Here is a 15,046-nt window from a genome sequence, read left to right on the forward strand (position 1 = left end):
ATTCACTGCCAGATTAACACCCCTAATCTGGCAGACTCAAATAGGGAGAGCATTATGAATGCAAATCAAGTTATTCAAATATATAAAGAAGACTCACAAATACTCTCAAGTAGTGTGATCGAGTTACCGCAAACAAATAGACTAAAATACCTGCATGCAAAAATGCGTGACAAGGTAGCTAGTAAAAGCCAATTCATTTTTTATGCTGATCAAGTGTTTCGTCTGCTGATTGAAAAAAGCTTAGAATTAGTACCATTTAAAGATCTCGATGTAACTACTCCCGTGGGAGAAACATACAAAGGCAAGCAGTTTGCAGATCCAATATGTGCCGTTTCTGTGGTTCGTGCTGGTGAAAGTATGGAAAATGAGCTGCGTCATATTGACTTAAAAATTCCCATTGGAAAAATTTTAATACAACGCGATGTCGTCACAAAATTGCCAACTCTTTATTATTCAAAACTTCCGGATCATATCGCTAAATGTCGCGTGCTGATATTCGAACCTATGTTGGCGACAGGCGGCTCTGCAATTTGTGCTATTCAGGTGCTTATAGATGCTGGTGTTTTAGAAGAAAATATCATTTTTGTTAATCTTTTGTGCTCCCCTGAGGGGATTCAAAAAGTTACTCAGCAATTTAAGAAAATTCAAATAGTCACGTCTTCAATTGAAGAGTATCTAAATGGAAACGCATTTATGATACCTGGAATTGGCGACTTCGGAGATCGCTACTTCGGTACGACCGATGTGGGGGCCGTATGACAAATAAACAACTAATACTTTGGATGTTAGTTGCTATGATTGCCCCAACAATTTGGGGCAGTACATACATAGTAACGACCGAGCTGTTACCGCCAGATATGCCTTTAATGGCGTCAACACTTCGTGCTTTACCTGCTGGTATTTTATTAGTACTGATTGGTCGAAAGCTACCTAAAGGCATCTGGTGGGTGCGTTCTATCGTGCTTGGCATACTTAATATTGGTGGCTTTTTTTACTGTTTATTTGTAGCAGCCTATCTATTACCCGGTGGTGTAGCTGCACTTGTTATGTCGTGCCAACCTATCATAGTCATGATACTTGGTGCGCTACTCTTTAAAGATACCCTTAATTTAAGGCAATTTATTGCTTGTGCAATTGCGGCTGTTGGAGTCGCGATGTTGGTCTTAGAACCAAATATGAATTTACCTGTTCAAGGTGTTATTGCAGGTTTAATTGGTGCCGCTTCAATGGCCACGGGAATAGTATTAACAAAAAAATGGGGCAAGCCTGCTGACGTTAATTTATATACTTTTACAGGCTGGCAACTCGTTGTAGGTGGATTATTTTTACTCCCGATTGGATTAGTACAAGAAGGCTTACCTAGTAACCTAACAGTGGACAATATAATTGGTTATTCCTACTTAAGTATCATTGGAGCCTTGTTCGCTTATATAGTTTGGTTTAAAGCTATTGAAAAACTGCCAGTTGTTACGGTGTCTTTTATATCGTTTGCAAGCCCAATCTCAGCAACATTATTGGGTTATTTTATTCTTTCGCAAAGGCTAACGATGAGTCAAACATTAGGCGCTGTCATTATTGTATTAGCCATTGTTATATCTCAAGTACAGCTGTTTAAAAAATCAAGTTCCAATTTTAATCTGGAACCATCATTAAACAAAAAAACTAGTTAAAGGAAGTAAACATGGACAACTTATTTACAGAAGCTCGTTTTGGGAAAATCAACGCAAGCAATCGCTTTGTAATGGCACCAATGAGTAGAAACAGGGCAACAGCTGAAGGATTAGCAACGCCTCTTATGGCAACCTATTATGCTCAAAGAGCAACAGCTGGGTTAATTATTTCTGAAGGTATTCAACCTAACCAAGTTGGTCAAGGTTTTATGAATTCCCCAGGACTACATAATTTACAACATGTGAAAAGCTGGCAGCCCATTACTGAAGCAGTACATAAAAGGGGAGGCAAAATTGTAGCCCAATTGATGCATTCTGGTCGTATTGGGCATCCTGAATTATACCCCAGTGCTCATCAATCAATAGCGCCTTCAGCAATTAAAGCTACCGGAGACGCTTTTACACCAACAGGGCCAAAGAGCTACCCTACACCAAAAGAAATGACATTAGATGAAATTACAGCAACCATTGAAGACTTCGCAAAATCAGCTGAATTAGCGATTCAGGCAGGTTTTGATGGGGTAGAAATACACGCAGGAAATGGTTTTTTACTTCACCAATTTATGGCAAGCAATACAAATAATAGAGCCGATCTATTTGGTGGTAGCGTCAAAAACCGTTTAAGATTTACGCTAAAAGTAGTGGCGGCTGTTACACAAGCTATTGGTGCTAAAAGAGTCGGTATTCGTATTTCTCCCGACAATACTTACAATGACATTATTGAACAAGACAGTGAAGTGCTCTACCAAACTCTTATTAGTCAGTTGCCAACTGATCTGGCGTATTTGCATATTATGGAAGCGGCTAACCGTGAGCACACCCAGCAGATCCGTAACCAATGGTTAGGTAAGCTTATATTAAACCCTCACAAATCTTGGCAAGATGGCCCTGTAACCCCTGCTATTGCATCAGATGTGTTAAATGAAAATTTATGCGATGGTGTGGCATTAGGGGCACTCTTTTTAGCAAACCCTGATTTGGTAGAGCGTACTAAGTTAAATGCTTCTTTTAATAATGTAGATCCCGATACGTTTTATGGTGGCGACGAAACCGGTTATACCGATTATCCTACAATGGTAGATAAAAGTGCATCGCTATCTGAGAAACAAAGTGAATCTATATTAGAGCGTGTTGAGCTTTCGTGATTAATTTTGCAGCTGTAGGTTTGGTAGTTAGGCGAGGCAGAGTTTATGTCGTGTGATTATTCACCATAAGCAGTTGATAATGCAGCGTAAATGCCAAACATCCGTAGCCCTTAGGTTCGTCCTAGGGGCGATTTACTTTTTGCTGCTACATGGATGTAAATAAAAGCCGTGAGTAGGGCGCGGAAGCTTTGCGCGAATTTACTTATTCTTACATAAAGATAAGTTAGTAAGGTGATGCAGGAGCGTTACCAAAGCTACCAAGTTACAAACCTCGCTCCTCGATTGAACAAATTTTAATCCACAAAGTTCAACACGCCCTAGATAGAACAAATTTTGCTCCTGAAAGGACAACAGGCCTTATTTATAAGTAGAGTTAGAAAGGCCTAAAAGTAATTTTTTAAGTAATACTGCGAGTTGTTGCTGCTCCGACTTATCTAAAGGTGACAATAAAGACTGCCCTTTTGCGATATGCTCCTCTACAACCTGATCAATCAATTGAAAACCTTTCTCTGTTAAAGACACCATAACGCCTCGACGGTCGTTAGGATCGGAGCTGCGTGCAACCAAGTCTTTAGCTTCTAGTTTATCGATACGGTTTGTCATTGAGCCTGAGGTTAGCATTAATGTCTGCAATAGTTGATTTGGACTCAATGTAAACGGTTTTCCTGAACGCCTAATTGTCGCTAATACATCAAATTCGCCACCATTGAGGCCAAAACGGCCAAATACAGTTTGTAATTCTTTGCTAAACATTGCATCGGTACGAACGAGTCGGCCCATAACTCCCATAGGCGAAGGGTCTAAATCAGGTCTTTCTTTATTCCACTGGGCCATAACGACGTCAACAAGATCATTTTTCATCATATCTACTACTCTAATTTAAATTGATAAACCAATATAACTCACAACAACCTCTACGACAAGACTCATCACAACAAGTATCTTTACACAAAGATACTTGACATTAAGATTGTATGTATTATCTTTTACCTAACTTTGTTACATGAGAGTTATGTGTAGTACTCATTTTTAACAAGGCAATTCAAAAATTAGTCATCTATAAAATTTTAAATAAAGGAATAGGCATAGAAATGAAACTACATAACCAACTAAATCGAACCGAAAACCTTGAGCAAGATCAGATATCTTTTTTAGGAGAAAGTGATACTCGAACATTGTTTGATTTAATTCAAAAGCAAATTATTGAAACACCTGATGAAACTGCAGTAATTAGTAACCAAGGAGATTGGAGCTATAAAATGCTGGATAAAAAATCAGCTAACATTGCCTCTTTACTTCATCAGCATGGTGCTAAGCAAGGTGAATATGTTGGTTTGTTTGTCGATCCATCGCCTGACTTAATTTTTGGTGTGTGGGGAGCTATTTATGCAGGATGCGGATACCTTCCACTGTCTCCTGAATACCCTGAAAAACGTATTAGCTATATGCTAAAAGACTCTAAAGCGCGTTTAGTTTTAACTCAAGCACATTTAAAAGAGCAAATTACTGCATTGGTTAGCAGCGACATCACTGTAATTTCAATAGATGATGTTGATGATAATACGTCATATTATGCGCCACTATCACAAGATAGCCTTGCTTATATGATTTACACCTCTGGAAGCACAGGTGATCCCAAAGGCGTCATCATTGAACATAGCAGTATTGTTAATCAGCTTCTGTGGCTAAAAGAAGAGCATAGCTTTAGCCAATCAACTCGTATTGTACAAAAAACGCCTTTTAGCTTTGATGCAGCCCAATGGGAGATTTTAGCTAATGCAATCGGTATTTGTGTTGTTACAAGTGAAGTAGGAATGTATCGCGATCCGCTTGCACTTATTGATTTAATCATTGAAAAACAAGTGACCGTTTTGCAATGTGTTCCTACCCTTTTACAAGCCTTGCTTGATTCGCCTTGTATTCAATTGTGCAACTCATTGTCTCACGTGTTCAGTGGGGGTGAAACGCTTACTAAACAGCTCGCCTTACAATTTTTTGAAACACTGCCTGAAAAAGATCTAATCAATTTATATGGGCCAACAGAATGCACAATAAATTCATCCAGCCATAAAGTAACGCCTCATACTTTAGAGCAAGCGTTTGATGCAATTACCATTGGTAAGCCTGTAGCCAATACTCACTACTATATACTTGATGAACAGTTAAACTTAGTTGATGAGGGTGAATCTGGTGAGCTTTATATTAGTGGTGTGCAGGTTGCTAGAGGTTATTTAAACCGTAACGATACAACGCTCGAAAGATTTATATCTAATCCTCACAATAGCGAGCCTATGCATAATACGCTCTATCGCAGTGGTGATATTGTAAAACGTGATAAAGAAGGTAACACACACTTTTTAGGTCGCGCCGATAATCAAATTAAATTACGTGGTTACCGTGTAGAGCTTGATGAAATTAGACTTGCCATTGAAAAGCATGATTGGATAAAAAATGCCGCAATGGTTGTAAAAAATGACCAGCGTACCGGTTTTCAAAATCTTATTGCATGCATTGAATTAAATCATCGTGAAGCCGCTTTAATGGATCAAGGCAAGCAGAGTGAACACCATCAATCTAAAAAAAGTAAATTACAAGTTAAAGCACAACTCTCTAATGCTGGATTTAGACAACCACAAGCGCTGTTAAACTTACCCGTATTTAATTTACCAAATAAAAATGCATCAAAAGAGCAAACTGAAACTGTTTTTGCTCGTAAAACTTATCGTTACTTTGATGGTGGAAATGTGTGTGAGCAAGAAATACTTAACTTACTCAAAAAACAAAAATCAGAGATCCCTACACGCCCTGTCAGCGCATTAGAATATGATGAATTTGGTCAAATCATGAGATATTTTGGCCAGTTTAAAAGCAAGCAACGCTTACTGCCCAAGTATGGCTATGCATCTCCAGGCGCCCTGTATGCTACGCAGTTATTTTTAGAAATACATAATTTATTTAATTTAAAATCGGGTATTTATTATTATCACCCTGAACTACATACCCTGCATCTTGTACGCTCATTAGCGCCTGTAAGCACGGTTAAATTAACTTGCCATTTTTTAGGTAAACAATCAGCTATAGAACCTGTATATCAAAATAATATATTAGAAGTTTTAGAAATGGAAACAGGCCATATGCTTGGCTTATTTGATCATATTTTACCTCAGTTTGGCCTTTCAATTGGCGCTGCTAGTTTTGACAATGAATACCAAGATTACTTAGCTGTTCACGAAGATGACGCCTACTTAGGAAGTTTTGATATTAGCCAACATAGCGAAACTGACTCGCTTTCAAATGTTGAGACCTTAGTGCAAATTCAAAATGTAGATGGTTTAAATTCAGGACAATACACCGTTCAAGATAATCAGCTGACACCCCTTTCTGATCAGCTAATTGAAAAGAAAAAAGTGATTGCCATTAATCAGCAAGTCTATGATAGAGCTTCTTTTGGTATTTCTTTACTTAATCATTCTACAACGGCTTGGCGACACTACATTGATTTAGGTCGTAAGTTACAGCAGTTACAAATGAACGACTTAAACATAGGTTTAATGTCTTCTGGTTATAGCTCAAAATCTGGTAATAATTTACCTTCAGCCAATCGTATTGAAGAAATTTTATCTGATGCGAATTGTACAATGAAACCATTTTATTTTTGCATTGGTGGAAAAATTACAGATGAGCAAAAACGCAGTGAAGGTATGAAAGAAGACGCTATACATATGCGTGGCCCCCTTGAAATATTGAATCATGATTTACAAAATTCGCTACCTAGCTATATGGTACCTAATAAAATTATAACTTTTGCTGAGTTTCCACAAACAGCGAATGGGAAAGTCGATTATCTCGCTCTAAAAAATTCAGAGAAACTTAATAATATTGAAAATAAGGCAGCCTACATTGAGCCTCGAAATAAATTAGAAGAGAAAATAGCTGATATTTGGCTCCATGTTATGAAATGGGACAAAGTATCAGTCCAAGATAATTTTTTTGAAAGTGGTGGAAACTCTTTAACAGCCGTTACATTTATGAATACTTTAAATAAAGAGTTGAGCATTAGTATCCCAATGCAAGCTATCTTTCAAGCCCCCACGATTGAAGCACTTGCTCTTTATATAAAGCAAAACGATAACAGCTCACATAGTCGGTTGATTAATTTAAATAACTCTACACAAAAATCGCGAATTTTCTGCTGGCCTGGTTTAGGTGGGTATCCAATGAGCTTAAAACCTTTAGCTGAAAAAGTGGCCGATGAAGCGACGTTTATTGCGGTGCAAGCGCATGGCCTTAATTCTGACGAAATTCCTTACGATACAATACAAGAAATGGCAGAAGCCGATATCAAGCTAATCAAAAATGAGCAACCAACGGGTCCTTATACGTTATGGGGATACTCTTTTGGGGCGCGTGTTGCATTTGAAGTGGCGCATCAACTTGAAGCAAGTGGCGAGACCGTGGAAGCACTTTATCTCATTGCACCAGGCTCACCTAATCTACCTCAGTATTCACAAAAAGAGCAGACACCTTGTTTTACTTCTCCTGCATTTGTCACCATTTTATTTTCAGTGTTCTTTCAAAAAATACAAGGCCCGGTATTAGAACAATGTTTATCGACAGTGACTAATAAACAACAGTTTATTGACTTTGTATGTATGAATCATCGCACTTTGAATCGAGATGTTGTCAGTAAAATCATAGAAGTAGTAATGCGCACTTATGAGTTTAAATATACATTCACAGAGTTGCTTGAACGCCAAGTAAAAGCACCAAAAGTGATATTTAAAGCACAAGGAGATGATTATTCATTTATTGAAAACATTCCTGAGTACAACGAAAAAGAAGCGATAACACAACACTTACAAGCAGATCATTACGCATTATTAAAACATCAAGGTGTTGATGAGCTGTTTAATAGCATTGTGCAATCTCAAGGTTCTTACGAGAGCTATCGTTCATTATTAATAGCGTAAGGACGCAATATGCCGCATATCAACATACATTATTTTGATTCTCACGTATCCAGTTCCACCAAGAATAGGCTCGTGAAAAAAATTTCGGCACTGATAAGTAAAGAGTTTAAATGCAATAACGACTTTATTTCAATCGCACTGCATGCAGAGCAACCGAAAAATTGGCGACAACGTGTTTATAACAAACATATTATTCAGCAAAAATATAAATTAATTAAAAAACCAAGTTATTAGAGGAGAAATAAAATGAACAATACAAAGATAAATCTTGTTATTAAGCCTGAAATTAAACGGGCTCTTGAGTTAGGGCTTGCGGTCGTGGCGCTTGAGTCTAATGTTATAACGCATGGCTTAGATTACCCTGAAAATAAACACACCGCGTTACAAGTAGAAGCAGCAGTTCGTGAATCGGGGGCAATCCCTGCAACCATTGGAGTCGCTAATGGTAAATTACTAATTGGCATGGATGAAAGTGAGATTGAGTTATTTGCAACAACCGCAAATATACCTAAAGTCAGCACGCGTGACTTACCCGTTGTATTAGCGACTAAGCAATTGGGTGCAACCACCGTTGCCTCATCTATTATTGCAGCTGAGTTAGCAGGAATATGCTTTTTTGCATCTGCCGGCATTGGTGGCGTTCATAGAGGAGCAAACAATACGATGGATATTTCTTCAGATCTTATGCAATTTACACGTTCACGGGTTGCCGTTGTATGTGCTGGTGCAAAAAACATACTCGATCTAGGTTTAACACTTGAATACTTAGAGACCCACAATGTTCCTATTATATCTTATCAATTTGATGATTTCCCTGCATTTTACTGTCGCTCAAGTGGCTATAAAGCACCACAACGGATAGATGATGCATCTATTTTAGCCGACATAATTGAAACCCAATGGCTGCTTGATAATAAGCGCAGTGTATTAATTACAACACCCACTAAGCTCGAAGATGCCATTGATAGTGATGATGTTAATGATGCTATCAACGCGGCAATTAGCTCGGCTCAAGCGCAAGGGATCAGTGGAAATAAAGTCACTAAGTACATTATGAAAGCAATTGATGAAGTAACTAAAGGGCGTTCAGCTAAAGCTAACAGTGCCGTTTTGATCAATACAGCGCGTGTTGCAGGGCATTTAGCTGTTGCCCATGCAAAGCAATCTAGTAATAAAAGAGAAGTAGCGTAAAAATAATGGGTGAAGTTTATTGACAAATTTTTTTAATTATATATCTTTATATAAAGATACTTTACATAAACAAACTTCACCCAAGCATATTACCTACTAGATGCACACAAGGAGCTAATTATGAATTTCATTCCATGGATTACAACGACAGGCATACTAGCAATTTTAATAGCGGGCAGCTTTGCAGTTAAAAGTAACATCATTGATGCGCGCAGCAATATAGGCAATGAACAATCGGCTAATGTCGAAGCTATGTATGTAGAAAAAGTTGCTCATCAGTCACATATAGATATTAGCGGTATCGTAAAAGCCCCTAAAACATTATCGTTAATTAATGAATCAGCAGGTAAAGTTACAAAACTCTATTTGCAATCTGGCGGTATTACTTATGCAGGTGATACGTTACTCGAAATAGAACACGAGGAGGAAAAAGCACAACTGCAAATAGCTAAATCACGCTTTGAACTACAAAACACCACCGTAAAGAGATATAAAAGCCTTTATAATTCAAATAAATTGAGCGCTCAGCAATTAGATGAATCAACGGCTTTACTTGCTCAATACCAAGCAGAAATAAACCTACTCTCAGCTAAAATTGCTAAAAAAGTGATTACAGCACCATTTACAGCCCGCGTTGGTATACATGACTTGCAAGTCGGTCAGTTTTTACCTGCTAATACAAATCTAACTCAGCTCATTGGTATTGAAAAATATATGTGGGTCGATTTTTCTCTCCCGCAAACCTATACAGAGCTAGCAATTAATACGCCGGTAGTATTAACGCTACTTGATGACACACAGACAGAAATAATTGCACAAGTAGCTTCTGTTGCACCAGAAATGTCAAAACACTCAAGACAGCTGAAATACCGTGCAAAAATTACATTAGGAAATACTAAACTAAATTCAAATCAACTCGTTAAAATTAAGGTACCTATTGGCAACAAAAAAGAGGTTGTTGCGATCCCATATTTAGCAGTTATTAAAGGCAAATTAGGGAACTATGTATATTTATTAAATAAAGACGAGGAAGGAAAAACATACGCTAAGCGTACACAAGTTGAATTAGGCGAACGTATTGGGGATCTCGTTATGATCACCAATGGCTTAACCTCAGGCGCATTAATCGCAAGTCATGGAGCATTTAAATTGCGTGACGGTTTAAGAGCATACTTGCTTAATTCAGAGCGTACTGTAGCTATGGAAGATACGTTATCTCCTAAGGTATCATTATGAAAAACAATCATTTTATGGATCGATTCATAACACAACCAACACTTGCAATCGTTTTATCCGCCATTATTTGTATTGCTGGGATTTGGTCAGTGCTTAAGGTGACTGTGCTACAGTTTCCAAAAATTGAAAGTTCATCTTTAGTTATTTCAACTAACTACGTAGGCGCATCAGCTGAAACAGTTAAAGGTTTTATTACAGAACCAATTGAACGTATTTCTGCTACGGTTCCAGGTGTTGATTATGTTGAATCAGTCACAATTGCAGGGAATAGCACTGTAACAGCTTACTTAAATTTAAACGAAGATAGTACTCGGGCTTTATCACAGCTTACTGCTCGTCTTAGCCAAGTTAAATATATGCTCCCGAATGATACTGAGGATCCCATTGTTAGCGTTAAGCGCACCGATCGACCTCATGCGCTATTTTATTTAAATATAGAGCATCAGGGCGAATCACTTACACAACTAACCGACTTTTTATCAAGGCAAGTGACTCCTATAATTACAGATATTGAGGGTGTTCAAAGAGTCGCAATTGAAGGCAGTAGAACGCCTGCGATGCGCGTGCATTTAAATTCTGCAAAGTTAGAAGCATTTGATCTTAGCGCTGACGATATTTACTCCGCGTTGGCTGCAAATAATACAATAGCTACGCTAGGTTATATAGAAACTAATAAACAAAAAATTGATCTGGTCGCTAATACACAATTGAAAAGTATCGATGAATTTAAGCAGTTAATTGTAAAACGTATAGATAATGATGTTATATATCTGAGAGATGTAGCCCATATTGAACTTGGCTCTGAGCAGCCAACGGTAAGTGCTCGCTTAAATCAGCATGATACTGTTTATATTTCAGTTTGGCCGCAGCCAGGTGCAAATGAAATTGAAGTTGGTGACGCACTTTACGCATTAACCGATAAAATTAATAAGACTTTACCGGATGGTATCAGCATTGGTTATGCCTATGATGGTACTTTATATATGCGCGATGCATTAAATGAGATTTTTAAAACACTTATTGAGACGGTTATTCTAGTAGGCGTTGTTGTTCTCTTTATGATGGGTTCATTTAGAAGCTCAGCGGTACCTTTAGTGACTATTCCTATTTCAATATTAGGTGCTATTGCCGCAATGTATGTCGTCGGTTTTTCGTTAAACTTACTAACCGTGCTCGCTATTGTTCTCTCTGTTGGCTTGGTGGTTGATGATGCGATTGTTGTTGTAGAAAATGTTTCACGTCATATTCGTGCAGGAAAATCTAAAATTGACGCTGCGCTCACAAGCTCCAAAGAGCTGTTTGTACCAATTGTATCAATGACTCTCACACTAACAATGGTGTATTTACCGATTGGCTTTCTGTCTGGACTTACCGGCGTATTATTTAAAGAATTTGCTTTTACCCTAGCAATATCAGTGCTTATATCAGGCATTGTTGCCCTCACACTTTCACCAATAATGAGCGCGTATGTTATCCCTGCTGAAGGGCAAGAAACTAAATTAACAAAAAAAGTAAACTGGGTATTTGATCAGCTAAGAAATAAATATGCATTGTTACTTACTCTTTTATTGTCGTGGCGAAATCAAGTGATTGTCGCTGCAATTGCGTTAAGCCTTATGATAATACCATTTTACCAAGGTGCACAAAAAGAGCTTGCGCCAGTTGAGGATCAAAGCAGCATATTTGTACTTGTACAATCCCCCCCTGAGTCATCGTTAACTTATAATGAAGATAACATTCGTGGCATGGTTGATAGCTTATTAGAAATACCCGGCACAACTCAAATGTGGCAGAACATTTTTACCAATAGTGCTTTTGGCGGTATTGAATTTATAAGTGCTAGCGAACGAGATTACACTACTAAATCAATTCTTCCTGAGATTTATGGACGCTTGGCTAAAACCCCTGGAGTCAACCCGTTGCCCATTCTTCCAGCGCCACTTCCTACTGCGGGCCAATTCGATGTAGAAATGGTCGTTAAGTCCAGCGATAGTTTTGAAATAATGCAAAGCTATGCGGGGCAACTTATAGGTAAAGCATTTGCTAGTGGGCACTTTTTATACGCAGACACTGATTTAAAAATCGATTTACCCCAAATACAATTACAATTAAAGCGCGATAAAATTGCCGATTTAGGAATGGATCTCGCTTATGTCAATCAGCAACTGAGTGTTCTTTTATCAAATAACTACGTTAATCGATTTGATGCGCAAGGAAAAGCTTATCAGGTAATCCCTGTTATTGACCGAAATGTAAAGTCAGATCCTGGAAAACTACTAAGCTTAAACATTAAATCAATTAATGGAACCAGCGTGCCATTATCTGCAATAGCTGAAGTTAAATGGGCAACAGTTCCTAGACAATTAAATAGCTTTGGACAGCAAAATGCCTTTCGCATATTTGGAGCCGTATTACCTAATTCCACAAAAGAAGAGGCACTTTCAGCATTAGAAAATGCCGCAAAAGAATTACTCCCCCCTTCATACACTGTTGATTATGCCGGAGAGTCTAGACAAATAAGACAACAAGGTAATAGTTTATTAGGCGTTATGCTAATTTCACTGGTCATTGTTTACTTACTGCTTAGTATCCAATTTAATAGCTTTCGAGACCCTCTAGTTGTGTTAATTGGGAGTGTACCTTTGGCAATGGCTGGCGCGTTGATGCTGTCGTATTTTGAATTAACGACTATCAATATTTATTCTCAAATCGGTTTAATCACACTCATTGGTCTGATTGCAAAAAACGGTATCTTAATTGTCGAATTTGCAAATCACCTACAAGAGCAAGGTAAAAGCCGCATAGAAGCCGTAATTGAATCTGCATCAACTAGATTAAGGCCTATTTTAATGACCACTGCTGCCACTGTTCTTGGGCACTTCCCATTATTAATGGTATCTGGAGCTGGGGCTGAAGCCCGAAATAGTATTGGCATTATATTAGTAGCAGGAATGCTTATAGGAACCCTTTTTACTCTTTTTGTATTGCCTGCTTTTTACGTAAAACTGGCTTCAAAACGAGTGCCTAAAGAAGTAAATAAAAGTAACCTTTGCAGTTCAAATGAAAAATCATCTTTTGCTATTAGTTAAGGTCTGTGACCTCTCAAGATTAAAGTTTGTTCTATCTAGGGGAAATTTAATCCCGGCGCGAGATTTATAACATAGCCAGCTCGGTAACAGCTCCTGCGTTACCTTGTTGGCTTACATGCAAACATGCTGTTGAAAATTCAACGACCAAAGATCAACACGCTCTAATAAGCTAAAGCTCTTATCGCGATAAATTATGTAATATCTGCAGCGTATAAAAAACTTTGTTTCATACAAAAAAACCTGACAGCAGTTACTTCGTTCAAATAAACAACACATTGTATAATTATTACTTTATACATTGCTCACTTTTAAATCGCTGTTTCATATTCATGACAGTTAGTCACTAAACCACTACAACTAATTCATTCTAAAACCAGCTCAAAACATGAAAAATTTAGTCAAAAACTATATTCTTCGGCGCAATTATTATTACAAATAATGGATGAGCACACACATGACAACACCTCAAGGTGCAACGCTTTCAAATGCACCAATAAATAACACACACTCTTCTACCTCAAAATGGAACCAACACGATACACAATGGACGCTAAGTCTATTTGGCACGGCCGTTGGTGCGGGTATTTTATTTTTACCTATTAATATTGGTATTGGCGGTTTTTGGCCATTAATTATTATGGCGTGTTTAGCATTCCCAATGACCTTTTGTGCCCACCGAGGCTTAGCACGCTTTGTACTTTCATCGAAAAATAAAGATGCCGACTTTACCGATGTAGTTGAAGAGCACTTTGGTGTGACTGCAGGTCGATTAATTTCTTTGTTGTACTTTTTATCTATATTCCCAATTTTGCTTATTTACGGTGTGGGCTTAACCAATACTGTGGATAGCTTTATGGTTAATCAAATGGGGATGGAATCACCTTCTCGCGTATTACTTTCGGGTGTATTAGTTGCAGGTATGATTAGCTTAATGATGGGCGGCGAGCGCTTAATGCTACGTGCCTTTGCTATCTTAGTTTATCCGCTTGTGGGTATATTATTGTTTTTATCACTTTATTTAATCCCAAGCTGGCAAGTGCCCGATATGAGCATGCCTGAAATGGGCAGCTTTGGTAAAACGTTGTGGTTATCGATTCCTATTATTGTATTTTCGTTTAGCCACGCAGCGGCTATCTCAAGCTTTGTAAACGTGCAACGCGGCCATTACGGTAACCAAGCAACAAGCAAGGCAGAGGCGATTTTAAAGCGCACTAGCTTACTACTTATTACCTTTGTACTGTTATTTGTGTTCTCTTGCGTGCTGTCGCTTACAGGCGAGCAAATGGCCGCTGCTAAAGCGGCTAACGTATCGGTTCTGTCCTATCTTGCTAACATTACTGATAACTCGTTTATTGCCACACTTGGGCCGCTTGTTGCCTTTATTGCTATTACATCGTCGTTTTTGGGTCACTTTTTAGGGGCACGTGAAAGCTTTACAGGTTTAGTAACTAAACAAACAAGCTTAAGCGAAAAAGCGGCCGATAAAATTGGTGTGCTAATTATGTTTTTAGCTATTTGGTTTTGCGCTGTTAAAAACCCAAGTATTTTAGATATGATGGATCAGTTATCGGGCCCTATCATTGCGATGATTTTATTCATCATGCCAATGATTGCAGTTTATAAAGTGCCTGCACTTCATAAATACCGTAACCGTTTAAGCACGCTATTTATATTAGCGGTTGGCTCACTTGCTGTATTTGCACTTATTTACAGCATGATTAATTAATACGCTATATACACAAAAG

Annotated in this window: 10 protein-coding genes; 9 read left to right on the forward strand and 1 reads right to left on the reverse strand. The window is 38.1% G+C overall.

From position 1 onward, the window contains the following. Positions 1–54: 54 nt before the first annotated feature. The 3 genes from upp to DC53_RS12540 are packed head-to-tail and all read left to right on the forward strand — an operon-like array spanning position 55 to position 2,815. Positions 55–759 (forward strand): uracil phosphoribosyltransferase, encoded by a 705-nt coding sequence (upp, locus tag DC53_RS12550; protein ID WP_232224803.1) that lies wholly within the window; start codon positions 55–57, stop codon positions 757–759. Continuing rightward, on the forward strand, positions 756–1,670 hold the full coding sequence (locus DC53_RS12545) for an EamA family transporter (protein WP_008133428.1): 915 nt from the start codon (positions 756–758) through the stop codon (positions 1,668–1,670). The genes upp and DC53_RS12545 overlap by 4 nt, the downstream gene beginning before the upstream one ends. A gap of 11 nt (positions 1,671–1,681) precedes the next feature. After that, positions 1,682–2,815: an alkene reductase gene (locus DC53_RS12540; protein WP_033029165.1), complete on the forward strand. Its 1,134-nt coding sequence runs from the start codon at positions 1,682–1,684 to the stop codon at positions 2,813–2,815. A 357-nt stretch (positions 2,816–3,172) separates the two neighbouring features. Here the strand turns inward: DC53_RS12540 and DC53_RS12535 are convergent, their stop codons facing one another. Beyond that, positions 3,173–3,679 carry a MarR family winged helix-turn-helix transcriptional regulator gene (locus DC53_RS12535; protein WP_204247242.1) on the reverse strand — a complete coding sequence of 169 codons (507 nt, stop codon included), beginning with the start codon at positions 3,677–3,679 and terminating at the stop codon, positions 3,173–3,175. 227 nt (positions 3,680–3,906) lie between these two features. On the opposite strand from DC53_RS12535, the gene DC53_RS12530 reads away from it, so the two are divergent. The 6 genes from DC53_RS12530 (at position 3,907) to DC53_RS12510 (ending at position 15,027) form a co-directional block, all read left to right on the forward strand. Then, a complete protein-coding gene (locus DC53_RS12530) occupies positions 3,907–7,785 on the forward strand; it encodes an amino acid adenylation domain-containing protein (protein WP_033029167.1) in 3,879 nt (1,292 codons plus the stop codon). Positions 7,786–7,857: 72 nt separating this feature from the next. Then, on the forward strand, positions 7,858–8,019 hold the full coding sequence (locus DC53_RS21975; RefSeq protein ID WP_007376273.1) for a tautomerase family protein: 162 nt from the start codon (positions 7,858–7,860) through the stop codon (positions 8,017–8,019). Between the two features lie 12 nt (positions 8,020–8,031). Further along, positions 8,032–8,976 (forward strand): pseudouridine-5'-phosphate glycosidase, encoded by a 945-nt coding sequence (locus tag DC53_RS12525; protein ID WP_007376272.1) that lies wholly within the window; start codon positions 8,032–8,034, stop codon positions 8,974–8,976. Positions 8,977–9,096: 120 nt separating this feature from the next. Then, on the forward strand, positions 9,097–10,212 hold the full coding sequence (locus DC53_RS12520) for an efflux RND transporter periplasmic adaptor subunit (RefSeq protein ID WP_007376271.1): 1,116 nt from the start codon (positions 9,097–9,099) through the stop codon (positions 10,210–10,212). Then, positions 10,209–13,301: an efflux RND transporter permease subunit gene (locus DC53_RS12515; RefSeq protein WP_033029170.1), complete on the forward strand. Its 3,093-nt coding sequence runs from the start codon at positions 10,209–10,211 to the stop codon at positions 13,299–13,301. The genes DC53_RS12520 and DC53_RS12515 overlap by 4 nt, the downstream gene beginning before the upstream one ends. Before the next feature lie 454 nt (positions 13,302–13,755). After that, entirely contained in the window at positions 13,756–15,027 is a 1,272-nt protein-coding gene (locus tag DC53_RS12510; protein WP_033029172.1) for an aromatic amino acid transport family protein, read from the forward strand. Positions 15,028–15,046: the final 19 nt, after the last annotated feature.

This window comes from Pseudoalteromonas fuliginea (assembly GCF_000690055.1).
GTDB lineage: Bacteria > Pseudomonadota > Gammaproteobacteria > Enterobacterales > Alteromonadaceae > Pseudoalteromonas > Pseudoalteromonas fuliginea.